We start from the raw sequence: 23,997 nt of genomic DNA on the forward strand, positions 1-23,997 counted from the left end.
GCGAGGGCTTTATGGCTCGTACAACACCGATTAATCGCTACCGTAACATTGGTATCGTTGCACACGTGGATGCTGGTAAAACCACCACCACTGAGCGCGTCCTTTTTTACACTGGCAAAAGTCACAAAATGGGCGAGGTGCATGACGGCGCCGCGACCACAGACTGGATGGTTCAGGAGCAGGAGCGTGGTATTACCATTACTTCTGCTGCCATTACCGCCTTCTGGCAGGGTTCCGCCAAGCAGCACAAAGACCAGTACCGTTTCAACGTCATCGATACCCCGGGCCACGTAGACTTCACTATTGAAGTTGAGCGTTCCCTGCGTGTACTCGACGGCGCGGTCGTTGTGTTCTGCGGTACTTCCGGCGTTGAGCCTCAGTCCGAAACCGTATGGCGTCAAGCCAACAAGTACGGTGTTCCACGTATCGTTTACGTGAACAAGATGGACCGTGCCGGTGCGAACTTCCTGCGCGTGATCGCTCAGATCAAGCAGCGTCTGGGTCACACTCCGGTGCCTATCCAGCTGGCTATCGGTTCCGAAGACAACTTCCAGGGTCAGATCGATCTGATGACCATGGAAGCCGTTTACTGGAACGATGCCGACAAGGGTATGACCCCTCGTCGTGAAGCCATCCCTGCTGAACTGCAGGAACTGGCTGAAGAGTGGCGCAACAACATGGTTGAGGCTGCGGCCGAAGCCAGCGAAGAGCTGATGAACAAGTACCTTGAAGGTGAAGAACTCACCATCGAGGAAATCAAGGGTGCTCTGCGTCAGCGTACTATCGCTGGTGAGATCGTTCTGGCTGTTTGCGGTTCTTCCTTCAAGAACAAGGGTGTTCCCCTGGTTCTCGACGCCGTTATCGACTACCTGCCGGCTCCAACCGACATTCCTGCCATCAAGGGTACTGACCCGGATGACGAGGAAAAGCAGATGGAGCGTCATGCAGACGACAACGAGCCGTTCTCGGCTCTGGCGTTCAAGATCGCTACCGACCCATTCGTGGGTACCTTGACTTTCGTCCGTGTTTACTCGGGCGTGTTGGCCTCCGGCGACGGCGTGATCAACTCGGTCAAAGGCAAGAAAGAGCGCGTGGGTCGTATGGTGCAAATGCACGCAAACGCCCGTGAAGAGATCAAGGAAGTACGCGCTGGTGACATCGCGGCCCTGATCGGCATGAAGGACGTCACCACTGGTGAAACCTTGTGCAACGCTGACAAGCCAATCATCCTGGTTCGCATGGACTTCCCGGAGCCGGTTATTTCGGTTGCCGTTGAGCCTAAGACCAAGGATGACCAGGAAAAAATGGGTATCGCTCTGGGCAAACTTGCTCAGGAAGACCCGTCTTTCCGCGTCAAGACTGATGAAGAGACTGGTCAAACGATCATCTCTGGCATGGGCGAGTTGCACCTGGACATCCTGGTTGACCGGATGCGCCGTGAGTTCAACGTCGAAGCCAACATCGGTAAGCCTCAGGTTTCGTATCGTGAGCGCATCACGAAGAATTGCGAAATCGAAGGCAAGTTCGTTCGTCAGTCCGGCGGTCGTGGCCAGTTCGGCCATTGCTGGATCCGTTTTGCTCCTGCTGACGAAGGTCAGGAAGGTCTGCAATTCGTGAACGAAGTAGTGGGTGGTGTGGTTCCTAAGGAATACATCCCGGCTATCCAGAAGGGTATCGAAGAGCAGATGAAGAACGGCGTAGTTGCCGGCTATCCGCTGATCGGCCTGAAGGCTACCGTGTTTGATGGTTCTTACCACGACGTCGACTCGAACGAGATGGCGTTTAAGGTGGCTGCTTCCATGGCGACCAAGCAACTGGCCCAGAAGGGCGGTGGTGAGTTGCTCGAGCCGATCATGGCGGTAGAGGTTGTTACGCCTGAAGACTATATGGGTGACGTGATGGGCGACCTTAACCGTCGTCGCGGCATGATTCTGGGTATGGAAGACACGGTCTCCGGTAAGGTGATCCGTGCTGAAGTTCCGTTGGGCGAGATGTTCGGTTATGCGACCGACGTTCGTTCGATGTCCCAGGGTCGCGCAAGCTACTCTATGGAATTCAAAAAATACAATACAGCTCCGTCGCACATCGTCGAAACTGTAACCAAAAAACAAGGCTGATTCAGTCCTTTAGGCAAGGAGTTAATTGTCGTGGCTAAAGAAAAATTTGATCGTTCCCTACCGCACGTCAACGTTGGCACCATCGGTCACGTTGACCACGGTAAAACCACTCTGACCGCAGCTCTGACTCGCGTTTGCTCCGAAGTTTTCGGTTCCGCAATCGTTGATTTCGATAAAATCGACAGCGCTCCAGAAGAAAAAGCTCGTGGTATCACCATCAACACCGCGCACGTCGAGTACAACTCGAAGATCCGTCACTACGCTCACGTTGACTGCCCAGGTCACGCTGACTATGTGAAGAACATGATCACCGGTGCTGCCCAGATGGACGGCGCGATCCTGGTTTGCTCGGCCGCTGATGGTCCGATGCCACAAACTCGTGAGCACATCCTGCTGTCCCGTCAGGTAGGCGTTCCGTACATCGTGGTTTTCCTGAACAAGGCTGACCTGGTAGACGACGCTGAGCTGCTGGAACTGGTCGAGATGGAAGTTCGCGACCTGCTGTCCACCTACGACTTCCCGGGCGATGACACTCCAATCATCATCGGTTCGGCTCGTATGGCGCTGGAAGGCAAAGACGATAACGAAATGGGCACCACTGCCGTTCGTAAACTGGTTGAGACTCTGGACAGCTACATCCCAGAACCAGAGCGTGCTATCGACAAGCCATTCCTGATGCCAATCGAAGACGTATTCTCGATCTCGGGTCGTGGTACTGTTGTGACTGGTCGTATCGAGCGCGGTATCGTTCGCGTTCAAGATGCACTGGAAATCGTTGGTCTGCGTGACACCACCACCACCACCTGCACCGGTGTTGAAATGTTCCGCAAGCTGCTCGACGAAGGTCGTGCTGGCGAGAACTGCGGCGTTCTGCTGCGTGGTACCAAGCGTGACGACGTTGAGCGTGGCCAGGTTCTGGTTAAGCCAGGTTCGGTTAAGCCGCACACCAAGTTCACCGCAGAAGTTTACGTTCTGAGCAAGGAAGAAGGCGGTCGTCACACTCCGTTCTTCAAAGGCTACCGTCCACAGTTCTACTTCCGTACTACTGACGTGACTGGTAACTGCCAGCTGCCAGAAGGCGTTGAAATGGTAATGCCAGGTGACAACATCCAGATGGAAGTTACCCTGATCAAGACCATCGCAATGGAAGACGGCCTGCGTTTCGCTATCCGTGAAGGCGGTCGTACCGTCGGCGCTGGCGTCGTAGCCAAAATCATCGAGTAAGCATCTCTTTTGAGATAGCTTCGATGCTTTGAAAAGCCCCCGCTCAGCGGGGGCTTTTTTATTGGGTTGACACCCATCTGGGGCGTCTATAGAATTGCGCCTCCTTTTAACGGGCGTATTGCGCTCGGTGGGAATAGCAGCCGGAGTCTGAAATCCAATGCAAAATCAGCAAATCCGTATCAGGTTGAAGGCTTTCGACCATCGCCTGATCGACCAATCAACCCAGGAAATCGTGGAAACCGCGAAACGTACTGGTGCTCAAGTGCGTGGTCCAATTCCACTGCCTACCCGTAAAGAGCGGTTCACCGTTCTGGTCTCCCCGCACGTCAACAAAGACGCGCGTGACCAGTACGAGATCCGTACTCATAAGCGCGTTCTGGACATCGTCCAGCCAACGGATAAAACCGTTGATGCTCTTATGAAGCTTGATCTTGCGGCCGGTGTGGAAGTGCAGATCAGCCTCGGCTAAGACTCGGTCTTAGTCGTGTAACGCTCTGAAATGGGCGGCCATAGCGGGTGAAAGCCCCGTACACTCATGAGGTTTACAACATGACTATTGGTGTAGTCGGTCGTAAATGCGGTATGACCCGTATTTTCACCGAAGAAGGTGTCTCCATTCCGGTCACGGTCATTGAGATCGAACCGAATCGCGTCACCCAGTTCAAAACTGAAGAGACCGATGGCTATCGTGCAGTGCAAGTCACTGTCGGCGAGCGTCGCGCTTCGCGTGTAACAGCAGCTCAGGCTGGCCACTTCGCTAAAGCGAACGTTGCCGCTGGTCGTACCGTAATGGAATTCCGCCTTGAAGAAGGCGAGTACCAGGCCGGCGATCTGATCAACGCTGAAATCTTCGCCGCTGGTCAACTGGTTGATGTAACCGGTCAGTCCAAGGGTAAAGGCTTCCAGGGTACGATCAAGCGTTGGAATTTCCGCGGGCAAGATAACACCCACGGTAACTCCGTATCCCACCGCGTTCCAGGCTCTATCGGCCAGTGCCAGACTCCTGGTCGTGTATTCAAGGGCAAAAAAATGTCCGGTCATATGGGCGCTGAGCGCGTGACCGTGCAGTCCCTCGAAGTAGTGCGCGTGGACGCTGAACGCAATCTGTTGTTGGTCAAGGGCGCTGTTCCTGGCGCTACTGGCGGCAACTTGGTTGTACGTCCAGCAGCCAAGGCTCGCGGTTAAGGGGAAGCTGACATGCAATTAAATGTAAATGACGCTCAAGCGATCGAAGTTTCCGAACTGACATTTGGCGGCGAGTTCAACGAGACGCTGGTTCACCAAGCAGTCGTAGCCTACATGGCTGGCGGTCGTCAGGGTTCCAAGCAGCAAAAGACCCGTTCCGACGTTCGTGGTGGCGGTAAGCGCCCATGGCGTCAGAAAGGTACTGGCCGTGCTCGTGCCGGTACTATCCGTAGCCCAATCTGGCGTGGCGGCGGTACCACTTTCGCAGCTCGTCCTCAGGATCACTCCCAGAAGCTGAACAAGAAGATGTATCGCGCAGCAATGCGTTCCATCCTTGCTGAGCTGGTGCGTACTGATCGTCTGGTCGTGGTTCAGGATTTCGCCGTTGAAACGCCGAAAACCAAAGACCTGCTGGGCAAACTGAACAACATGAGCCTGACCGACGTTCTGATCGTGTCCGACGCTGTTGATCAGAACCTGTACCTGGCTGCTCGTAACCTGCCACACGTAGATGTACGTGACGTGCAAGGTTCCGATCCAGTTAGTCTGATCGCATACGACAAGGTGTTGATCACCGTGTCGGCCGTGAAGAAATTCGAGGAGCTGCTGGGATGAACCAGGAACGCGTATTTAAAGTTCTGCTTGGCCCGCACGTTTCCGAGAAGGCTACGGTTCTGGCAGACAAGAAAGGCCAGTTCGTTTTCAAGGTTGCTACCGACGCAACCAAGCTGGAAATCAAGAAGGCCGTCGAAAGCCTGTTCAGCGTGAAAGTAGAGCGTGTTACTACCCTGAATGTTCTGGGTAAGAGCAAGCGCACTGCTCGCGGTCTGGGCAAGCGTAATGACTGGAAGAAGGCAGTTATCTCCCTTCAGCCAGGCCAAGATCTCGATTTCAGCAGCAGTGCTGAGTAAGGAAGGGGTGCATCATGGCAATCGTTAAATGCAAACCGACTTCCCCTGGCCGCCGTTTTGTGGTCAAGGTGGTCAACCAGGAGCTGCATAAAGGCGCTCCTCACGCACCGCTGCTCGAGAAGAAATCGAAGACTGGTGGTCGTAACAACAATGGCCGTATTACCACTCGTCACATCGGTGGTGGTCATAAGCAGCATTATCGTCTGGTCGACTTCCGTCGCAACGACAAAGATGGCATCTCTGCCACTGTCGAGCGTATCGAATACGATCCAAACCGTACTGCTCACATCGCTCTGCTGCTGTACGCAGATGGCGAGCGTCGCTACATCATCGCCCCTAAAGGCGTGAGCGCTGGCGACCAGCTGATCGCAGGTGCCCTGGCACCGATCAAGCCGGGCAACGCTCTGCAACTGCGCAACATTCCAGTTGGTAGCACCGTACACGGCATCGAATTGAAGCCAGGTAAAGGCGCTCAGATCGCTCGTTCCGCTGGTGCTTCGGCTCAGCTGATCGCTCGTGAAGGCGTGTACGTTACCCTGCGTCTGCGTTCCGGTGAAATGCGTAAAGTCCTGGCTGAATGCCGTGCGACCCTGGGCGAAGTCTCGAACTCCGAGCACAGCCTGCGTTCGCTGGGTAAAGCTGGTGCCAAACGCTGGCGTGGCGTTCGCCCAACCGTTCGTGGTGTTGCCATGAACCCGGTTGACCACCCACATGGTGGTGGTGAAGGTCGTACCTCTGGTGGTCGTCATCCGGTATCGCCATGGGGCTTCCCGACTAAGGGCGCGAAGACTCGTGGTAATAAGCGTACCGACAAAATGATCGTCCGTCGTCGCAAGTAAATAGAGGGATACGACAGTGCCACGTTCTCTGAAAAAAGGTCCTTTTATCGATCTTCACCTACTGAAGAAGATCGAAGTGGCGGCGGAAAAGAACGATCGCAAGCCGGTGAAAACCTGGTCGCGTCGTTCGATGATCCTGCCACAAATGGTCGGTTTGACCATCGCAGTACACAACGGTCGTCAGCACGTCCCGGTTCTCGTGAACGAAGACATGGTCGGCCACAAACTGGGCGAGTTCGCCGGTACCCGCACTTATCGCGGGCACGTGGCAGACAAGAAAGCCAAGCGTTAAGGGGTTAGGAAATGGAAGTAGCCGCTAAGTTGTCGGGCGCTCGAATCTCCGCCCAGAAAGCCCGCTTGGTCGCCGACCAGATCCGCGGGAAGAAGGTGGGCGAAGCGCTCAACCTGTTGGCTTTCAGCAGTAAGAAAGCCGCCGAGATCATGAAGAAAGTGCTGGAGTCGGCCGTAGCCAACGCCGAGCATAACGAAGGCGCAGACGTTGATGACCTGAAGGTCAGCACTGTTTTCGTCAACGAAGGGCGTTCGCTGAAGCGCATCATGCCACGTGCCAAAGGCCGTGCTGATCGCATCGTCAAGCGGTCTTGCCATATCACTGTCAAGGTTGCTGACAAGTAACGGAGTCGAAGAGATGGGTCAGAAAGTACATCCCATTGGCATTCGCCTGGGAATCGTCAAGGAGCACACCTCCGTCTGGTACGCAGACGGTCGGACTTATGCGGACTATTTGCTCGCAGATCTGAATGTGCGTGAGTACCTCCAAGACAAACTAAAAAGCGCGTCCGTAAGCCGTATCGATATCCATCGTCCGGCCCAAACTGCACGCATCACCATCCACACCGCTCGTCCAGGTATCGTTATCGGGAAGAAAGGTGAAGATGTTGAGAAACTGCGTCAGGACCTGACCAAGCAAATGGGTGTGCCTGTGCACATCAATATCGAAGAGATCCGCAAGCCGGAGCTCGACGGTATGCTGGTTGCGCAGAGCGTAGCTCAGCAGCTGGAGCGTCGCGTAATGTTCCGTCGCGCTATGAAGCGCGCTGTACAGAACGCCATGCGCATTGGTGCCAAAGGCATCAAAATCCAAGTGAGCGGTCGTCTCGGCGGTGCTGAAATCGCACGTACTGAATGGTATCGCGAAGGTCGTGTGCCGTTGCACACCCTGCGTGCCGACATCGACTATGCCAACTACGAAGCTCACACCACTTACGGTGTGATCGGTGTAAAGGTTTGGATCTTCAAAGGCGAAGTAATTGGTGGTCGCCAAGAAGAACTGAAACCACAAGCACCAGCGCCTCGTAAAAAAGCTGCTAAGTAAGGGGTACGCCAAATGTTGCAACCAAAGCGTACGAAGTTCCGCAAGCAAATGACTGGTCACAACCGTGGCCTGGCATTGCGCGGTAGCAAAGTCAGCTTCGGCGAATTCGCGCTGAAGTCTGTTGCTCGTGGTCGTCTCACCGCTCGTCAGATCGAGTCAGCGCGTCGTGCTCTGACCCGTCACGTAAAACGTGGCGGCAAGATCTGGATCCGTGTATTCCCGGACAAGCCTATTTCCAAGAAGCCACTCGAAGTTCGGATGGGTAAAGGTAAGGGTAACGTCGAATACTGGGTTGCCCAGATTCAGCCAGGCAAAGTCCTGTATGAAATCGAGGGTGTTTCTGAAGAGCTGGCGCGTGAGGCTTTCGCCCTGGCTGCTGCAAAGCTGCCGCTCGCCACCTCCTTTGTTAAACGGACGGTGATGTGATGAAAGCGAATGAACTTCGTGAAAAATCCGCACAGCAGCTGAACGAGCAACTGCTCGGCTTGCTGCGCGACCAGTTCAATCTGCGTATGCAGAAAGCAACTGGCCAGTTGGGGCAGTCTCATCTGCTCTCGCAAGTTAAGCGTGACATCGCTCGCGTGAAGACTGTGCTCAACCAGCAGGCAGGTAAGTAATCATGGCTGAAGCCGAAAAAACTGTCCGTACGCTGACTGGCCGTGTTGTCAGCGACAAGATGGACAAAACCATCACCGTTCTGATCGAGCGTCGCGTTAAGCACCCGATCTACGGTAAATACGTTAAGCGTTCGACTAAGCTGCACGCGCACGACGAAACCAATCAGTGCCACATCGGCGACAAAGTCACTATTCGTGAAACTCGTCCTTTGGCCAAGACCAAGTCTTGGGCGCTGGTTGATGTTCTCGAACGCGCTGTGGAAGTCTAAGGACTAGGGGTCGGAGAAATTATATGATTCAGACTCAATCCATGCTCGATGTGGCCGATAACAGCGGCGCTCGCCGCGTTATGTGCATCAAGGTGCTGGGTGGCTCCCATCGTCGTTACGCTGGTATCGGTGACATCATCAAAGTTACCGTGAAGGAAGCAATTCCTCGCGGTAAAGTGAAAAAAGGCCAAGTGATGACTGCTGTTGTAGTCCGCACTCGTCACGGCGTACGTCGTGCTGATGGCTCCATTATCCGCTTTGATGGCAACGCTGCTGTTCTGTTGAACAACAAGCAAGAGCCGATCGGCACCCGTATCTTTGGGCCAGTGACCCGTGAACTTCGTACTGAGAAGTTCATGAAGATCGTCTCGCTCGCCCCAGAAGTGCTGTAAGGAGATCCGACATGCAAAAGATTCGTCGTGACGACGAGATCATCGTGATCGCCGGCAAAGACAAAGGTAAGCGCGGTAAGGTGCTTAAGGTTCTCGCTAACAACCGTCTGGTTATTGGTGGTCTGAACCTGGTCAAGCGTCATACCAAGCCTAACCCGATGTCGGGCGTGCAGGGCGGTATCGTCGAAAAAGAAGCTCCACTGGATGCTTCTAACGTCGCCATTTTCAACGGCGAAACCAACAAGGCTGACCGCGTTGGTTTCAAAGTAGAAGACGGCAAGAAAATTCGTGTCTTCAAGTCGACCCAAAAAGCGGTTGATGCTTGAACACTGCTAGGTAGATGAGACCATGGCACGACTAAAAGAGATTTACCGGAAGGAAATTGCTCCGAAACTTAAGGAAGAACTTAAGCTTTCGAACGTGATGGAAGTTCCGCGCGTTACCAAAATCACCCTGAACATGGGTCTGGGCGAAGCGATCGGTGACAAAAAAGTCATCGAGCACGCTGTTGCTGACCTGGAAAAGATCACCGGCCAGAAAGTCGTTGTGACCTACGCTCGCAAATCCATCGCTGGCTTTAAAGTCCGTGAAGGTTGGCCGATCGGCGTCAAAGTGACCCTGCGCCGTGAGCGTATGTACGAGTTCCTGGATCGTCTGCTGTCGATCTCCCTGCCTCGGGTTCGCGACTTCCGCGGCCTGAATGCCAAGTCCTTCGATGGTCGTGGCAACTACAGCATGGGCGTGAAAGAGCAGATCATCTTCCCGGAAATCGACTACGACAAGATCGATGCTCTCCGCGGTCTGGACATCACCCTGACCACCACTGCCAAGAACGATGATGAAGGCCGCGCTCTGCTGCGTGCGTTCAAATTCCCGTTCCGCAACTGATTGGAGTAGGACCATGGCCAAGATGAGCATGAAAAACCGCGAGCTGAAGCGTCAGCTCACGGTTGCCAAGTACGCCAAGAAGCGTGCAGCACTGAAAGCTATCATCGTTGATCTGAACGCAAGTCCAGAAGCGCGTTGGGAAGCTACAGTAGCCCTGCAGAAGCAGCCACGTGACGCAAGCGCTTCGCGCATGCGTAACCGCTGCCGCCTGACCGGTCGTCCACACGGCGTTTACCGCAAGTTCGGCCTCGGCCGTAACAAGCTGCGTGAAGCTGCCATGCGTGGTGACGTACCGGGTCTGGTTAAAGCCAGCTGGTAAGTACTGTCAAAGTCTCGGTGTCCAGGATCGCAAGATCCTGACCACCGGTGGCCTTGAATCTGGATCAAGCCCCTTTTGGGGCTTGATTCATTTCCGGGGTGTGTCTAGAATACCCGGCTCGCCTGAGCCCGTGTTTTTCATGCTCGGAGATTCTCGGCGACACGTAATAGCCGCAAGGCTAATTTTTTTGTATTAGGAGCGTCTAGCCCATGAGTATGCAGGACCCGTTAGCGGACATGCTAACTCGTATCCGTAATGCCCAGATGGCTGAAAAGTCCGTCGTAAGCATGCCATCTTCCACGTTGAAGGTAGCTGTTGCCAAAGTCCTGAAGGACGAAGGTTACATTGCGGGTTATCAGATCAGCAGCGAAATCAAACCACTGCTGTCCATCGAGCTGAAGTACTTCGAAGGCCGTCCGGTTATCGAAGAAGTGAAGCGCGTTAGCCGTCCAGGCCTGCGTCAGTACAAGTCCGTCGATGATCTGCCAAAAGTTCGTGGCGGTCTCGGTGTGTCTATCGTCTCCACCAACAAGGGTGTGATGACTGATCGTGCTGCGCGCGCTGCCGGTGTCGGCGGCGAAGTTCTTTGCACTGTGTTCTAAGGGGGGATAAGCATGTCTCGCGTCGCTAAGAACCCCGTTAAGCTGCCAGCCGGTGTCGAAGTAAAATTCGCAGGCCAACAGCTTTCGGTGAAGGGTGCCAAGGGCACTCTCGAACTGAACATCCATTCGTCCGTTGAGATCGTTGAAGAAGCCGGTGAGTTGCGTTTCGCTGCTCGCAATGGCGATCAACAGACTCGCGCAATGGCTGGTACCACTCGTGCGTTGGTAAACAACATGGTCCAAGGCGTAAGCCAAGGCTTCGAGCGCAAGCTCCAGCTGGTCGGTGTTGGTTACAAAGCGCAAGCAAAAGGCACAGTGCTGAACCTGGCTCTTGGCTTCTCGCACCCAGTGGATTACGAACTGCCGGAAGGCATCACCGCTGAGACTCCTAGCCAGACCGATATCCTGATCAAGGGCATCGACAAGCAGCTGGTAGGTCAAGTGGCCGCCGAGATCCGCGACTTCCGTCCACCAGAGCCGTACAAAGGCAAAGGTGTGCGCTACGCGGACGAAGTCGTCCGTCGTAAAGAAGCCAAGAAGAAGTAGGGCATAGCAAATGACCGACAAAAAAGTTACTCGACTGCGTCGCGCTCGCAAAGCACGCCTGAAAATGCACGAACTCGAAGTCGTGCGTCTCTGCGTGTTCCGCTCTTCGCAGCACATCTACGCCCAGGTCATTTCGGCCGACGGCAACAAAGTCCTGGCAAGCGCCTCGACTTTGGATAAAGAACTGCGTGATGGTGCCACCGGCAACATCGACGCGGCCACTAAGGTTGGCCAGCTGGTCGCTACGCGTGCTAAGGCCGCTGGCGTCTCGCAAGTGGCTTTCGACCGCTCTGGCTTCAAGTACCACGGCCGCGTTAAAGCGCTGGCTGATGCTGCTCGTGAAGCTGGGCTGGAGTTCTAAGTTATGTCAAATAACGACCAAAAGCGCGACGAAGGCTACATCGAGAAGCTGGTTCAAGTTAACCGCGTAGCCAAAACCGTTAAAGGCGGCCGTATCTTCACTTTCACCGCGTTGACCGTGGTTGGTGATGGTAAGGGCCGTGTTGGCTTCGGCCGTGGCAAGTCGCGTGAAGTGCCTGCTGCGATCCAGAAGGCAATGGAAGCTGCTCGCCGCAACATGATCCAGGTTGATCTGAACGGCACCACTCTGCAGTACGCAATGAAGTCCGCTCACGGCGCTTCGAAGGTGTACATGCAGCCTGCTTCTGAAGGTACCGGTATCATTGCTGGCGGCGCCATGCGTGCTGTCCTCGAAGTTGCTGGCGTTCAGAACGTTCTGGCCAAGTGCTACGGCTCGACTAACCCGGTAAACGTGGTTCACGCCACTTTCAAAGGTTTGAAGGCCATGCAGTCTCCTGAATCCATTGCCGCCAAGCGTGGCAAAAGCGTCAAGGAGATCTTCTGATCATGGCTACCGTTAAAGTTACGCTGATCAAAAGCATGACCGGCCGCATCCCTAACCACAAACTGTGCGTTAAGGGTCTGGGTCTGCGTCGCATCGGTCACACTGTAGAAGTCCTGGATACTCCCGAGAATCGCGGGATGATCAACAAGGCTTACTACATGCTGCGTGTCGAGGGTTAATCGATGAAACTCAATGATCTGAGTCCAGCGCCGGGTTCCCGTCGCGAAAAGCATCGTCCGGGCCGTGGTATCGGTAGCGGTTTGGGTAAGACTGGTGGCCGTGGTCACAAAGGTCAGACCTCCCGCTCCGGTGGCACCATTGCTCCAGGCTTTGAAGGCGGTCAACAGCCGCTGCATCGTCGCCTGCCGAAGTTCGGTTTCGTTTCCCTGAAGGCCATGGACCGCGCAGAAGTGCGTTTGTCCGAGCTGGCTAAAGTGGAAGGCGACATCGTCACCGTGCAGTCCCTGAAAGATGCCAACGTGATCAACGTCAACGTACAGCGTGTGAAAATCATGCTGTCCGGTGAAGTGACTCGCGCTGTCACTATCGGCAAGGGAATCGGCGCCACCAAAGGTGCGCGTGCGGCTATCGAAGCAGCTGGCGGCAAGTTCGAGGAATAAATGGCTAAGCAAGGTGCTCTCTCTGCGCTCGGCAAAGGCGGTATGTCTGAACTCTGGGCTCGTCTGCGTTTTCTGTTCCTGGCGATTATCGTCTACCGAATAGGCGCACACATCCCGGTTCCAGGTATCAACCCGGACCGACTCGCGGACCTGTTTCGACAGAATGAGGGGACCATTCTTAGCTTGTTCAACATGTTTTCCGGCGGCGCGCTGGAACGGATGAGCATCTTTGCACTGGGGATCATGCCGTACATCTCGGCATCGATCATCATGCAACTGATGACCGCCGTCAGCCCGCAGCTGGAGCAGTTGAAGAAGGAAGGTGAAGCTGGCCGTCGCAAGATCAGCCAGTACACCCGCTACGGCACTGTCGTCCTCGCTCTCGTCCAGGCCATTGGCATGTCCATTGGTCTGGCGGGGCAGGGCGTTGCGTTCACTGGTGACTTTGGCTTCCATTTCGTCGCGGTATCCACTTTTGTGGCTGGTGCGATGTTCATGATGTGGCTGGGTGAGCAGATTACTGAGCGTGGTGTTGGCAACGGTATCTCGATGTTGATTTTTTCGGGTATCGTCGCCGGTCTTCCGAGAGCGATCGGGCAGTCTTTCGAGTCTGCACGTCAGGGTGATATCAACATCTTCGCCCTGGTTGCCATCGGTTTGCTGGCAGTAGCGATTATCGGTTTCGTGGTGTTCATTGAGCGTGGTCAGCGTCGTATTGCTGTTCACTACGCCAAGCGTCAGCAGGGCCGTAAGGTCTTCGCTGCGCAGACCAGCCACTTGCCGCTGAAGGTGAACATGGCCGGTGTTATTCCGGCTATTTTCGCGAGCAGCATTTTGCTGTTCCCGGCTTCGTTGGGTGCCTGGTTCGGTCAGTCTGAAGGTATGGGCTGGTTGCAGGACATCTCGCAGTCGATCGCTCCTGGTCAGCCGTTGAATATTCTGCTGTTTAGTGCAGGGATTATTTTCTTCTGCTTCTTCTATACGGCGTTGATGTTCAATCCGAAAGACGTAGCGGAAAACCTGAAGAAGTCCGGTGCCTTTATTCCGGGCATCCGTCCAGGTGAGCAGTCTGCGCGCTACATTGATGGCGTTCTGACTCGCTTGACCATGTTCGGTGCTCTTTACATGACGGCCGTCTGCCTGTTGCCCCAGTTCCTGGTGGTTGCAGCCAACGTACCGTTCTACCTTGGCGGGACCTCGTTGCTGATCGTCGTCGTGGTTGTGATGGACTTCATGTCCCAAGTACAATCGCACCTCGTTTCGCACCAGTACGAATCCCTGATGAAGAAAGCCAACCTGAAGGGTTACGGCAGCGGCATGCTGCGCTGACCCATAAGGTTCGAGGAGTTGGTGATGAAAGTTCGTGCATCGGTGAAAAAGCTGTGCCGTAACTGCAAGATTATTCGCCGCGAAGGTGTTGTTCGAGTAATTTGCAGCGCGGAACCGCGTCACAAACAGCGCCAAGGCTGAGTGTGATTGTGCTTCAAGCCCGGCAGCTAGTGCGCTGCCGGGTTGATTATTTGTTATTACAGCGATATTATCTCGCGCCCTATTTCTTGGCTTCCGGGGCGTAGGTAGCTGTCAATTGGAGTCCCACTGAATGGCCCGTATTGCAGGCGTTAACATTCCAGATAACAAGCATACTGTTATCTCGCTGACCTACATCTATGGTGTTGGTCGCACTACTGCACAGAAAATTTGTGCAGAGACTGGGGTAAACCCAGCAGCAAAGATCAAAGATCTGAGCGACGAGCAGATTGAACAGCTGCGTGGCGAAGTGGCGAAGTTCACCACTGAAGGTGACCTGCGTCGCGAAATCAACATGAAAATCAAGCGCTTGATGGACCTCGGTTGCTATCGCGGTCTGCGTCATCGTCGCGGTCTTCCAGTACGCGGTCAGCGTACCAAGACCAACGCGCGTACCCGTAAAGGTCCGCGTAAGCCGATCCGCAAGTAATCGCCCCAGCGAATCGACAGGAATTTAATCATGGCAAAACCTGCTGCTCGTCCTCGTAAAAAAGTTAAAAAGACAGTGGTTGATGGCATCGCCCACATCCATGCATCTTTTAACAACACCATCGTGACCATCACCGACCGTCAAGGTAACGCTCTTTCCTGGGCTACCTCCGGTGGTTCGGGTTTCCGCGGTTCCCGCAAGTCCACCCCGTTTGCTGCTCAAGTAGCTGCTGAACGTGCTGGTCAAGCTGCGCTGGAATACGGCCTGAAAAACCTTGACGTCAACGTCAAAGGTCCAGGTCCAGGTCGTGAATCCGCAGTCCGCGCTTTGAACGGCTGTGGCTACAAGATCGCCAGCATCACCGACGTGACGCCAATCCCGCACAACGGGTGCCGTCCGCCGAAGAAGCGCCGCGTGTAATCCAGGAGATTGTAAAGAATGGCTCGTTACATTGGTCCAAAATGCAAACTCGCTCGTCGCGAAGGCACCGATCTCTTCCTGAAGAGCGGCGTGCGCGCGATCGAATCGAAGTGCAACATTGAAGCAGCACCTGGTATCCACGGCCAACGCCGCGGTCGCCAGTCCGACTACGGCACCCAACTGCGTGAAAAGCAGAAGGTCCGTCGTATCTACGGCGTTCTCGAGCGTCAATTCAGCGGCTACTACAAAGAAGCTGCTGGCAAGAAAGGTGCAACCGGTGAAAACCTGCTGCAACTGCTCGAATGCCGTCTGGACAACGTTGTATACCGTATGGGCTTTGGTTCGACTCGCGCCGAATCCCGTCAGCTGGTATCGCACAAGTCGATCAGCGTAAACGGTCAGACCGTTAACGTTCCGTCCTACCAGGTTCGTGCTGGTGACGTGGTCGCTGTTCGCGAGAAAGCAAAAAATCAACTTCGCATTGTCCAAGCTCTCGATCTGTGTGCCCAACGTGGCCGCGTAGAATGGGTAGAAGTAGACACTGAGAAGAAGTCGGGCGTTTTCAAGAACGTTCCAGCTCGCAGTGATCTGTCCGCCGACATCAACGAAAGCCTGATTGTCGAGCTCTACTCCAAGTAAGGGCTAGAAAATAGGTGCATCCATGCAGATTTCGGTAAATGAGTTCCTGACACCCCGCCACATTGATGTGCAGGTTGTCAGTCCAACCCGCGCCAAGATCACTCTCGAGCCTCTCGAGCGTGGTTTCGGCCATACCCTGGGCAACGCGCTGCGCCGCATCCTGTTGTCCTCAATGCCCGGCTGTGCAGTAGTCGAGGCCGAGATTGACGGTGTGCTCCACGAGTACAGCGCCATCGAAGGTGTACAGGAAGACGTAATTGAAATCCTGTTGAACCTTAAAGGTCTGGCTATCAAGCTGCACGGTCGTGACGAAGTTACGCTGACCTTGTCGAAGAAGGGTTCGGGGGTGGTTACCGCTGCCGATATTCAGCTGGATCATGATGTCGAGATCGTTAATCCCGATCACGTAATCGCTAACCTGGCGTCTAACGGCGCCCTGAACATGAAGCTCGTAGTGGCTCGTGGTCGTGGTTATGAACCGGCAGACTCGCGTCAGAGCGATGAAGACGAAAGCCGCAGCATCGGTCGCTTGCAGCTTGACTCTTCGTTCAGCCCGGTTCGCCGTATCGCATACGTGGTGGAAAACGCCCGTGTCGAGCAGCGTACTAACCTGGACAAGCTGGTTATTGATCTGGAAACCAACGGTACTCTGGATCCTGAAGAGGCAATTCGCCGCGCTGCAACCATCCTGCAACAGCAGTTGGCTGCGTTCGTCGACCTCAAGGGTGACAGTGAGCCAGTGGTTGTCGAGCAGGAAGACGAGATCGATCCGATCCTGCTTCGCCCGGTTGACGATCTGGAACTGACTGTACGTTCGGCTAACTGCCTTAAGGCGGAAAACATCTACTACATCGGTGACCTGATTCAGCGTACCGAAGTAGAGCTGTTGAAGACTCCGAACCTGGGCAAGAAATCCTTGACTGAAATCAAGGACGTTCTGGCCTCCCGCGGTCTGTCCCTCGGCATGCGCCTCGACAACTGGCCGCCTGCAAGTCTTAAGAAGGACGACAAGGCGACTGCCTGATCGTCGTAATCACCGAACGTAGTGTTTGGTAAGGAATGAACCATGCGTCATCGTAAAAGTGGTCGTCACCTGAGCCGCACCAGCTCGCACCGCAAGGCCATGTTCCAAAACATGGCGGTGTCGCTGTTCGAGCACGAGCTGATCAAAACTACTCTGCCAAAAGCTAAAGAACTGCGCCGCGTTGCCGAGCCGCTGATCACTTTGGCCAAGATAGATAGCGTTGCTAACCGCCGTCTGGCTTTCGACCGTACTCGTTCGAAAGCTATCGTTGGTAAGCTCTTCAACGACCTGGGCAAGCGTTACGCTACCCGTGAGGGTGGCTACCTGCGCATCCTCAAGTGCGGTTTCCGCGCTGGCGACAACGCGCCTATGGCGTACGTCGAGTTGGTTGATCGTGCTACTGCTGGCGAAGCTGTATCTGCCGAGTAAGACGTCAGTCTGAAACAAAGAACCGGGCCTAGTGCCCGGTTTTTTGTGCCTGTAAGAAACGCGCCGTTTGTACAAGCGTCTCCTTCGTCCACATCGTCATGATGTGATGGGGATGGTCATTAGTTTTTCTCTATCGATGTCTACAGGTTAATGAATTTGTAGCTGTCATATTGATGATCAATACTCCTTCTCAGCCGATAGCCGGCAGTTCAAGACCGACAGAGGAAGGAACATCGCATGAGCCAAAACAAAACGCTTACTACCGCCAGTGGCGCTCCTGTTGCCGATAACCAGAATTCCCGTTCCGCTGGCCCTCGTGGCCCGCTGCTGCTCGACGACTTTCACCTGATCGAGAAGCTTGCTCACTTCAACCGTGAAAACATCCCAGAGCGCCGCGTACACGCCAAGGGCTCGGGTGCCTACGGTACGTTCACCGTGACGCGCGATATCACTCAATACACCAGCGCGAAGCTGTTTGAGGCAGTCGGCAAGCAAACCCCCACTTTCCTGCGGTTTTCCACTGTGGGTGGCGAGCGTGGTTCGGCCGATACCGAGCGTGATCCACGCGGGTTTGCCTTGAAGTTCTACACCGAGGAAGGAAACTGGGACATCGTGGGCAACAACACCCCCGTGTTCTTCATTCGTGATCCACTGAAGTTCCCGGACTTTATCCACACCCAGAAGCGTTTGCCGCAAAGCAACCTGAAGAGTGCCCAGGCGATGTGGGACTTCTGGTCGCATTCGCCCGAGGCGCTGCACCAGGTCACCATCCTGTTTTCCGACCGCGGTATCCCTGATGGATACCGTCACATGCACGGCTTCGGCAGCCACACTTACAGCCTTATCAACGCTCAGGGCGAGCGTCACTGGGTGAAATGGCACTACAAGACCAAGCAAGGGATCAAGAACCTTGCACCTGCCGAGGCTGCTCGCCTGGCGGGTACTGATCCGGATTACGCTCAGCGCGACTTGTTCAATGCAATCGACCAGGGTGATTTTCCGAAATGGCGCGTGTGCATTCAGATCATGAGCGAGGCTCAAGCAGCGGCGCACTACGAGAACCCGTTTGATGTCACCAAAACCTGGTCGCAGAAAGAGTTTCCACTGATTGAAGTCGGAGAACTTGAGCTCAATCGCAATCCGCAGAACTACTTCGCGGAAGTCGAGCAAGCCGCGTTCGGGCCCAGCAACATGGTTCCAGGCGTTGGACTGTCGCCGGATCGTATGCTGCAAGGTCGGGTCTTCGCCTATGCGGACGCTCATCGCTACCGTGTCGGCACCAATCACCAGCAGTTGCCCGTCAACGCTCCTCGGAGTCCGGTCAACAGTTATCAGCGCGATGGTTCGATGGCTTTTGGCAGCAATGGCGGTGCGACGCCGAACTACGAGCCCAACAGCTACGTCGAGTCGCCGAAGCAGGCGCCTCGTTACGCAGAGCCGGCGTTGGCCCTCAGTGGTGCCGCCGATCGTTACGACCACCGTGAAGACACGGATTACTACAGTCACGCCGGCGCATTGTTCCGCTTGATGACTGAAGAGCAGAAATCACTGCTGGTCAGCAACATCGCCGGTGCGATGGCGGGCGTGTCGAGTGATGTGGTTGACCGCCAGCTGCAACATTTCTACAAGGCTGACCCGGCGTATGGAGAAGCAATCGCAAAGTTGCTCAACGTACAGCTTAACGAAGTCTAAATGAGAAGCAGAACCGCCCTTGTTTGGGCGGTTTTTGCGTTATTTCAGCCGGTTTTCTCAGAATATCTTCGCTTTTATTGCGTCTTGCGAGTGACGATACCGGTATGTTGGTTCAAACTACAACTTTCAAGCAGGGAGATGTAGGGCGATGCAGGGCCACCCAGATGTAATCGATTACCTCAACACGTTGCTGACCGGCGAACTGGCCGCGCGTGATCAATATTTCGTCCACTCGCGGATGTATGAGGACTGGGGTTTCACCAAGCTCTACGAACGAATCAACCACGAGATGGAAGAGGAAGCAGGGCACGCTGATGCCCTGATGCGCCGGATTCTGATGCTCGAGGGCACGCCGCGGATGCGTCCGGACGATCTCGATGTCGGCACCACAGTCACCGAGATGCTCGAAGCGGATTTGCGCCTGGAATACAAAGTGCGGGCAGCGCTGTGCAAGGGCATCAAGCTCTGCGAGCAACACAAGGACTATGTCAGCCGCGAAATGCTGCGGGTTCAATTGCATGACACCGAAGAAGATCACACCTACTGGCTCGAGAAGCAGTTGGGTCTGATCAAGTTGATCGGGCTTGAGAACTACCTGCAATCCCACACCTGATTGCTGCGAATACAAAAAAGCCCCTGTCACTGATGAAGTGACAGGGGCTTTTTCATGGGGCCCGGTTAAGCCCTGTCGCGTTCCAGCAGCGGCTTGAGGTAGTAACCGGTGTGGGATTGCTTCATCTCTGACACCTCCTCCGGCGTGCCGACGGCAATGATCTGTCCGCCCTTGGAACCGCCCTCCGGACCCAGGTCCACCAGCCAGTCGGCGGTCTTGATCACGTCCAGGTTGTGTTCGATCACCACCACTGTATTGCCGTGGTCGCGCAGGCGGTGCAAAACGTCCAGCAGTTGCTGGATATCCGCGAAGTGCAGCCCGGTAGTGGGTTCGTCGAGGATGTACAGGGTCTTGCCGGTATCGCGCTTGGACAGTTCGCGGGACAGCTTCACCCGCTGGGCTTCACCACCGGAAAGCGTGGTCGCCGATTGCCCCAGCTTGATGTACGACAGTCCGACGTCCATCAAGGTTTGCAGCTTGCGCGCCAGGGCCGGTACGGCATCGAAGAACACCCGTGCTTCCTCGATGGTCATCTCGAGGGTCTCGTGGATGCTCTTGCCCTTGTACTTGATCTCCAGGGTCTCGCGGTTGTAACGCTTGCTCTTGCACACGTCACAGGGCACGTAGATGTCCGGCAGGAAGTGCATTTCCACCTTGATCAGGCCATCGCCCTGACAAGCCTCGCATCGCCCGCCTTTCACGTTGAAGGAGAAACGCCCCGGCCCGTAGCCCCGGGAGCGGGACTCCGGTACGCCGGCGAACAACTCGCGGATCGGTGTGAACAACCCGGTGTAGGTCGCCGGGTTGGAGCGCGGTGTACGGCCGATCGGGCTCTGGTCGATGTCGACGACCTTGTCCAGGTGTTCCAGACCCTTGATGCTGTCGTGAGCGGCAGCTTCAAGCGTCGTCGCGCCGTTCAGCGCCGTGGCGCTCAATGGAAACAGCGTGTTGTTGATCAGCGTCGACTTGCCCGAGCCGGACACGCCGGTCACGCAGGTCAACAAACCGATTGGAATCTCCAGGTCGACATTGCGCAAGTTGTTGCCGCGAGCACCCTTGAGCGACAGCGACAGCTTCTTGTTGCGCGGCGTGCGGTTGGCCGGGACTTCGATCTTCACCCGGCCCGACAGATATTTGCCGGTCAGGGAGTCAGGGTGAGCCATGACTTCGGCCGGTGTGCCTTCGGCGACGATGTGCCCGCCGTGCACGCCAGCGCCCGGTCCGATGTCCACCACGTAATCGGCCAGACGGATCGCGTCTTCGTCGTGCTCGACCACGATCACCGTGTTGCCGATATCGCGCAGGTGCTTGAGGGTGCCGAGCAACCGGTCGTTATCGCGCTGGTGCAGGCCAATCGAAGGTTCGTCGAGGATGTACAGCACGCCGACCAGGCCAGCGCCAATCTGGCTGGCCAGACGAATACGCTGGGCCTCGCCACCGGACAGGGTGTCCGCGCTGCGATCCAGCGACAGGTAGTCGAGGCCGACGTTGACCAGGAATTGCAGGCGCTCGCGAATTTCCTTGAGGATCTTGTCGGCGATTTCGCCACGTCGGCCGGTGAGCTTGAGCCCGCCAAAATAATCGGACGCATCGCCGATTGGCAGGTTGGTCACCGCCGGCAGGGTTTTCTCGCCAACCCACACGTGCCGCGCTTCACGCCGCAGACGGGTGCCACGGCAATCCGGGCACGACTGGGTGCTGAGGAACTTGGCCAGTTCTTCGCGCACCGATGCCGATTCGGTTTCGCGGTAACGGCGTTCCAGGTTCGGCACGATGCCTTCGAACGGGTGCGAGCGTTTGACGATATCGCCACGGTCGTTCAGGTATTTGAAATCGACGTTTTGCGAGCCGCTGCCGTGCAGGATGAATTTCTGCTGATCGGCGGGCAGTTCGTTGAACGGAACTTCCAGGCTGAATTTGTAGTGCGAGGCCAGCGAGCCGAGCATCTGGAAGTAATAGACGTTACGCCTGTCCCAGCCACGAATCGCCCCTTCGGCCAGGGTCAGTTCGCCATTGACCAGGCGCTTGATATCGAAGAACTGCTTCACCCCCAAACCATCGCAGGTCGGGCAAGCGCCGGCCGGGTTGTTGAAGGAGAACAGCTTGGGTTCCAGTTCGCTGATCGCGTGGCCGCAGATCGGGCAGGCGAAGCGTGCGGAGAAGATCATCTCTTCACCCGGCTCGTCGTCCATCGGCGCCACCAGGGCGATACCGTCCGCCAGTTTCAGCGCGGTCTCGAAGGATTCGGCCAGGCGCTGTTGCAGGTCGGCGCGAACCTTGAAGCGGTCGACCACGACATCGATGGTGTGTTTTTTCTGCTTGTCGAGCTTGGGCGCTTCGTCCAGTTCATAGAGCTTGCCGTTGATTCGGGCGCGGACGAAGCCCTGCGCGCGCAGCTCTTCGAAAACCGACAGGTGCTCGCCTTTGCGCTCGCGGATGACCGGCGCCAACAGCATCAGCTTGCTGCCCTCCGGTTCGGCGAGGACCAGGTCGACCATCTGGCTGACGGTCTGCGCTTCCAGCGGGATGTCGTGATCCGGGCAGCGGGGAATACCCACGCGTGCATAAAGCAGACGCAGGTAGTCGTAGATTTCGGTGATGGTGCCGACCGTCGAACGCGGGTTATGCGAGGTCGACTTCTGTTCGATGGAAATCGCCGGCGACAGGCCTTCGATGGTGTCGACGTCGGGCTTTTCCATCATCGACAGGAACTGCCGGGCATAGGCCGACAGCGATTCGACGTAGCGACGCTGACCTTCGGCGTACAGGGTGTCGAAAGCCAGGGACGACTTGCCGGAGCCGGACAGGCCGGTGATGACGATCAGCTTGTCCCGCGGCAGGGTCAGGTCGATGTTCTTCAGGTTGTGGGTTCGAGCCCCACGAATCAGGATCTTGTCCAAGGTGGCCTCGCTCGGCGGGCGTCGAAAACGTAGGAGTATACGGCCAAATACTGGATGGATGCACACTATCAAACGAGTGGGCTACTGTCTTACATGAAGAGTGTGTCAGCAATGCGCGTCAAAGCGTCGCGATATACCCTGCCAATCGATGGGACTGGTAGAATCGCCGCCGGTTCACATGAGGTTTTTCCATGCACGATCCCCACAGCGAGCGCATGAGTGGCAGCGAGACCCGCGCGGCAAGCGGTCTGGCCCTGGTGTTCGCCTTCCGTATGCTTGGCATGTTCATGGTGTTGCCGGTACTGGCGACCTATGGGATGGATCTGGCTGGCGCCACGCCGGCGCTGATCGGTCTGGCGATTGGCGCCTATGGCCTGACCCAGGCAGTGTTCCAGATTCCTTTCGGTTTCATTTCCGACCGCATCGGTCGCCGCCCGGTGATTTACCTGGGCCTGATCGTGTTTGCCCTCGGCAGTCTGCTGGCAGCCAATGCCGACTCGATCTGGGGCGTGATTGCCGGCCGGATCCTGCAGGGCGCCGGGGCGATTTCCGCGGCGGTCATGGCCTTGCTGTCCGACCTGACCCGCGAGCAGCACCGGACCAAGGCCATGGCCATGATCGGCATGACCATCGGCCTGTCGTTTGCGGTGGCCATGGTGGTCGGCCCGCTGCTGACCCGCGCCTTCGGGTTGTCCGGGCTGTTCCTTGCCACGGGCGGTATGGCGCTGTTCGGCATCGTGATCGTGATGTTCATGGTGCCGCGCTCCACCGGCCCGTTGCAGCACCGTGAGTCCGGTGTCGCGCGCCAGGCGCTGATCCCGACCCTCAAGCATCCGGACCTGTTGCGCCTGGACCTGGGCATTTTTGTGTTGCACGCGATGCTGATGTCCAGCTTCGTCGCCTTGCCGCTGGCGCTGGTCGAGAAAGCCGGGCTGCCCAAAGAGCAGCACTGGTGGGTATACCTGACCGCGTTGCTGATTTCTTTCTTCGCCATGATCCCGTTCATTATCTACGGCGAGAAGAAACGCAAAATGAAACGAGTTTTACTCGGCGCCGTCGTGACGCTGATGCTCACTGAGCTATTCTTCTGGCAGTTCGGCGACAGCTTGCGGACTCTGGTGATCGGTACGGTGGTGTTCTTCACCGCGTTCAATCTGCTGGAAGCTTCGTTGCCGTCGCTGATCAGCAAGGTTTCACCGGCTGGCGGCAAGGGCACGGCGATGGGGGTTTACTCCACCAGCCAGTTCCTCGGCTCGGCACTGGGGGGAATCCTCGGTGGCTGGCTGTTCCAGCATGGCGGTCTGTCGGTTGTGTTCCTCGGATGCGCCGCTCTCGCTGCCCTCTGGCTGGCCTTTGCTGTTACCATGCGCGAACCTCCCTACGTCACGAGCCTGCGCTTGCCGTTGTCGCCCGAGGCGATCCGCGAAGCGGGTCTGGTCGAGCGCCTGAAGGCGGTCGTAGGGGTAACAGATGCAGTCATCGTCGCGGAAGAGGCGGCGATTTACATCAAACTGGACACCGAACTATTGGATCGCACCACCCTTGAGCGCCTGGTGAACAACCCGGCCGGGGCAGCGTGCGTAGCCTAGGAGA

General features: G+C 56.1%; 34 protein-coding genes. 33 read left to right on the forward strand and 1 reads right to left on the reverse strand.

Annotated elements, in window-relative coordinates; translation table 11 throughout:
• Positions 1 to 11 precede the first annotated feature (11 nt).
• From fusA to bfr, 32 genes are all read left to right on the forward strand, one after another.
• Positions 12 to 2,117 carry an elongation factor G gene (gene fusA, locus ACM6G4_RS24440; RefSeq protein ID WP_007994652.1) on the forward strand — a complete coding sequence of 702 codons (2,106 nt, stop codon included), beginning with the start codon at positions 12 to 14 and terminating at the stop codon, positions 2,115 to 2,117.
• A gap of 30 nt (positions 2,118 to 2,147) precedes the next feature.
• The gene (gene tuf / locus ACM6G4_RS24445) at positions 2,148 to 3,341 is read left to right on the forward strand and encodes an elongation factor Tu (protein WP_008053875.1); all 1,194 of its coding nucleotides are present in this window, start codon (positions 2,148 to 2,150) and stop codon (positions 3,339 to 3,341) included.
• A gap of 157 nt (positions 3,342 to 3,498) precedes the next feature.
• Positions 3,499 to 3,810 carry a 30S ribosomal protein S10 gene (gene rpsJ / locus ACM6G4_RS24450; RefSeq protein WP_003186070.1) on the forward strand — a complete coding sequence of 104 codons (312 nt, stop codon included), beginning with the start codon at positions 3,499 to 3,501 and terminating at the stop codon, positions 3,808 to 3,810.
• 80 nt (positions 3,811 to 3,890) lie between these two features.
• On the forward strand, positions 3,891 to 4,526 hold the full coding sequence (rplC, locus tag ACM6G4_RS24455; RefSeq protein WP_003186059.1) for a 50S ribosomal protein L3: 636 nt from the start codon (positions 3,891 to 3,893) through the stop codon (positions 4,524 to 4,526).
• Between the two features lie 12 nt (positions 4,527 to 4,538).
• Complete coding sequence (gene rplD, locus ACM6G4_RS24460; RefSeq protein ID WP_003228735.1) at positions 4,539 to 5,141, forward strand: 50S ribosomal protein L4; 603 nt, start codon at positions 4,539 to 4,541, stop codon at positions 5,139 to 5,141.
• Positions 5,138 to 5,437: a 50S ribosomal protein L23 gene (gene rplW / locus ACM6G4_RS24465; protein ID WP_002555488.1), complete on the forward strand. Its 300-nt coding sequence runs from the start codon at positions 5,138 to 5,140 to the stop codon at positions 5,435 to 5,437. The genes rplD and rplW overlap by 4 nt, the downstream gene beginning before the upstream one ends.
• Positions 5,438 to 5,451: 14 nt before the next feature.
• On the forward strand, positions 5,452 to 6,276 hold the full coding sequence (gene rplB / locus ACM6G4_RS24470) for a 50S ribosomal protein L2 (RefSeq protein ID WP_003176423.1): 825 nt from the start codon (positions 5,452 to 5,454) through the stop codon (positions 6,274 to 6,276).
• 16 nt (positions 6,277 to 6,292) lie between these two features.
• Positions 6,293 to 6,568, forward strand: coding sequence for a 30S ribosomal protein S19 (gene rpsS / locus ACM6G4_RS24475; protein WP_002555486.1), 276 nt, complete (start codon positions 6,293 to 6,295; stop codon positions 6,566 to 6,568).
• Between the two features lie 11 nt (positions 6,569 to 6,579).
• Positions 6,580 to 6,912, forward strand: a complete 333-nt coding sequence (rplV, locus tag ACM6G4_RS24480) for a 50S ribosomal protein L22 (RefSeq protein ID WP_003103908.1) — start codon at positions 6,580 to 6,582, stop codon at positions 6,910 to 6,912.
• A gap of 13 nt (positions 6,913 to 6,925) precedes the next feature.
• Positions 6,926 to 7,612, forward strand: coding sequence for a 30S ribosomal protein S3 (gene rpsC / locus ACM6G4_RS24485; protein WP_007970424.1), 687 nt, complete (start codon positions 6,926 to 6,928; stop codon positions 7,610 to 7,612).
• A 12-nt stretch (positions 7,613 to 7,624) separates the two neighbouring features.
• A complete protein-coding gene (gene rplP / locus ACM6G4_RS24490) occupies positions 7,625 to 8,038 on the forward strand; it encodes a 50S ribosomal protein L16 (RefSeq protein WP_003228729.1) in 414 nt (137 codons plus the stop codon).
• Positions 8,038 to 8,229 carry a 50S ribosomal protein L29 gene (rpmC, locus tag ACM6G4_RS24495; RefSeq protein WP_002555481.1) on the forward strand — a complete coding sequence of 64 codons (192 nt, stop codon included), beginning with the start codon at positions 8,038 to 8,040 and terminating at the stop codon, positions 8,227 to 8,229. The genes rplP and rpmC overlap by 1 nt, the downstream gene beginning before the upstream one ends.
• 2 nt (positions 8,230 to 8,231) lie before the next feature.
• Complete coding sequence (rpsQ, locus tag ACM6G4_RS24500; protein ID WP_003176419.1) at positions 8,232 to 8,498, forward strand: 30S ribosomal protein S17; 267 nt, start codon at positions 8,232 to 8,234, stop codon at positions 8,496 to 8,498.
• 23 nt (positions 8,499 to 8,521) lie between these two features.
• A complete protein-coding gene (gene rplN, locus ACM6G4_RS24505) occupies positions 8,522 to 8,890 on the forward strand; it encodes a 50S ribosomal protein L14 (RefSeq protein ID WP_002555479.1) in 369 nt (122 codons plus the stop codon).
• A gap of 11 nt (positions 8,891 to 8,901) precedes the next feature.
• Complete coding sequence (rplX, locus tag ACM6G4_RS24510) at positions 8,902 to 9,216, forward strand: 50S ribosomal protein L24 (protein WP_003176416.1); 315 nt, start codon at positions 8,902 to 8,904, stop codon at positions 9,214 to 9,216.
• A gap of 22 nt (positions 9,217 to 9,238) precedes the next feature.
• A complete protein-coding gene (gene rplE / locus ACM6G4_RS24515; RefSeq protein ID WP_003210069.1) occupies positions 9,239 to 9,778 on the forward strand; it encodes a 50S ribosomal protein L5 in 540 nt (179 codons plus the stop codon).
• A gap of 13 nt (positions 9,779 to 9,791) precedes the next feature.
• Positions 9,792 to 10,097 carry a 30S ribosomal protein S14 gene (rpsN, locus tag ACM6G4_RS24520; RefSeq protein ID WP_003176414.1) on the forward strand — a complete coding sequence of 102 codons (306 nt, stop codon included), beginning with the start codon at positions 9,792 to 9,794 and terminating at the stop codon, positions 10,095 to 10,097.
• A gap of 209 nt (positions 10,098 to 10,306) precedes the next feature.
• Complete coding sequence (rpsH, locus tag ACM6G4_RS24525) at positions 10,307 to 10,699, forward strand: 30S ribosomal protein S8 (RefSeq protein ID WP_003186040.1); 393 nt, start codon at positions 10,307 to 10,309, stop codon at positions 10,697 to 10,699.
• A 12-nt stretch (positions 10,700 to 10,711) separates the two neighbouring features.
• Positions 10,712 to 11,245 carry a 50S ribosomal protein L6 gene (rplF, locus tag ACM6G4_RS24530; RefSeq protein WP_003176412.1) on the forward strand — a complete coding sequence of 178 codons (534 nt, stop codon included), beginning with the start codon at positions 10,712 to 10,714 and terminating at the stop codon, positions 11,243 to 11,245.
• A 10-nt stretch (positions 11,246 to 11,255) separates the two neighbouring features.
• Positions 11,256 to 11,606 (forward strand): 50S ribosomal protein L18, encoded by a 351-nt coding sequence (gene rplR, locus ACM6G4_RS24535; RefSeq protein ID WP_003186037.1) that lies wholly within the window; start codon positions 11,256 to 11,258, stop codon positions 11,604 to 11,606.
• 3 nt (positions 11,607 to 11,609) lie between these two features.
• Entirely contained in the window at positions 11,610 to 12,110 is a 501-nt protein-coding gene (gene rpsE / locus ACM6G4_RS24540; protein ID WP_003186035.1) for a 30S ribosomal protein S5, read from the forward strand.
• Positions 12,111 to 12,112: 2 nt separating this feature from the next.
• Positions 12,113 to 12,289: a 50S ribosomal protein L30 gene (gene rpmD / locus ACM6G4_RS24545; RefSeq protein WP_003186033.1), complete on the forward strand. Its 177-nt coding sequence runs from the start codon at positions 12,113 to 12,115 to the stop codon at positions 12,287 to 12,289.
• A 3-nt stretch (positions 12,290 to 12,292) separates the two neighbouring features.
• Complete coding sequence (rplO, locus tag ACM6G4_RS24550) at positions 12,293 to 12,730, forward strand: 50S ribosomal protein L15 (RefSeq protein ID WP_003228720.1); 438 nt, start codon at positions 12,293 to 12,295, stop codon at positions 12,728 to 12,730.
• The gene (gene secY, locus ACM6G4_RS24555; protein ID WP_003228718.1) at positions 12,731 to 14,059 is read left to right on the forward strand and encodes a preprotein translocase subunit SecY; all 1,329 of its coding nucleotides are present in this window, start codon (positions 12,731 to 12,733) and stop codon (positions 14,057 to 14,059) included. It abuts the gene before it with no gap.
• Between the two features lie 24 nt (positions 14,060 to 14,083).
• Positions 14,084 to 14,200: a 50S ribosomal protein L36 gene (rpmJ, locus tag ACM6G4_RS24560; RefSeq protein ID WP_002555468.1), complete on the forward strand. Its 117-nt coding sequence runs from the start codon at positions 14,084 to 14,086 to the stop codon at positions 14,198 to 14,200.
• Positions 14,201 to 14,330: 130 nt separating this feature from the next.
• A complete protein-coding gene (gene rpsM / locus ACM6G4_RS24565; RefSeq protein WP_009045849.1) occupies positions 14,331 to 14,687 on the forward strand; it encodes a 30S ribosomal protein S13 in 357 nt (118 codons plus the stop codon).
• Between the two features lie 30 nt (positions 14,688 to 14,717).
• Positions 14,718 to 15,107, forward strand: coding sequence for a 30S ribosomal protein S11 (gene rpsK / locus ACM6G4_RS24570; protein WP_002555466.1), 390 nt, complete (start codon positions 14,718 to 14,720; stop codon positions 15,105 to 15,107).
• An 18-nt stretch (positions 15,108 to 15,125) separates the two neighbouring features.
• Positions 15,126 to 15,746 (forward strand): 30S ribosomal protein S4, encoded by a 621-nt coding sequence (rpsD, locus tag ACM6G4_RS24575; RefSeq protein WP_003176404.1) that lies wholly within the window; start codon positions 15,126 to 15,128, stop codon positions 15,744 to 15,746.
• 22 nt (positions 15,747 to 15,768) lie between these two features.
• The gene (locus tag ACM6G4_RS24580; protein WP_007970428.1) at positions 15,769 to 16,770 is read left to right on the forward strand and encodes a DNA-directed RNA polymerase subunit alpha; all 1,002 of its coding nucleotides are present in this window, start codon (positions 15,769 to 15,771) and stop codon (positions 16,768 to 16,770) included.
• Positions 16,771 to 16,812: 42 nt separating this feature from the next.
• A complete protein-coding gene (rplQ, locus tag ACM6G4_RS24585) occupies positions 16,813 to 17,199 on the forward strand; it encodes a 50S ribosomal protein L17 (RefSeq protein ID WP_046041617.1) in 387 nt (128 codons plus the stop codon).
• 237 nt (positions 17,200 to 17,436) lie between these two features.
• Positions 17,437 to 18,891, forward strand: a complete 1,455-nt coding sequence (locus ACM6G4_RS24590) for a catalase (protein ID WP_414914787.1) — start codon at positions 17,437 to 17,439, stop codon at positions 18,889 to 18,891.
• Between the two features lie 148 nt (positions 18,892 to 19,039).
• A complete protein-coding gene (bfr, locus tag ACM6G4_RS24595) occupies positions 19,040 to 19,504 on the forward strand; it encodes a bacterioferritin (protein ID WP_008053867.1) in 465 nt (154 codons plus the stop codon).
• A gap of 65 nt (positions 19,505 to 19,569) precedes the next feature.
• Here bfr and uvrA read toward each other — a convergent pair whose 3' ends face one another.
• The gene (uvrA, locus tag ACM6G4_RS24600) at positions 19,570 to 22,404 is read right to left on the reverse strand and encodes an excinuclease ABC subunit UvrA (protein WP_056728975.1); all 2,835 of its coding nucleotides are present in this window, start codon (positions 22,402 to 22,404) and stop codon (positions 19,570 to 19,572) included.
• Between the two features lie 191 nt (positions 22,405 to 22,595).
• Between uvrA and ACM6G4_RS24605 the strand changes: the two genes are divergently transcribed.
• Positions 22,596 to 23,993 (forward strand): MFS transporter, encoded by a 1,398-nt coding sequence (locus tag ACM6G4_RS24605; protein WP_056728973.1) that lies wholly within the window; start codon positions 22,596 to 22,598, stop codon positions 23,991 to 23,993.
• The last annotated feature ends 4 nt before the right edge of the window (positions 23,994 to 23,997 follow it).

Source organism: Pseudomonas sp. IT-P258 (genome assembly GCF_949767825.1).
Classification (GTDB): domain Bacteria; phylum Pseudomonadota; class Gammaproteobacteria; order Pseudomonadales; family Pseudomonadaceae; genus Aquipseudomonas; species Aquipseudomonas monachiensis.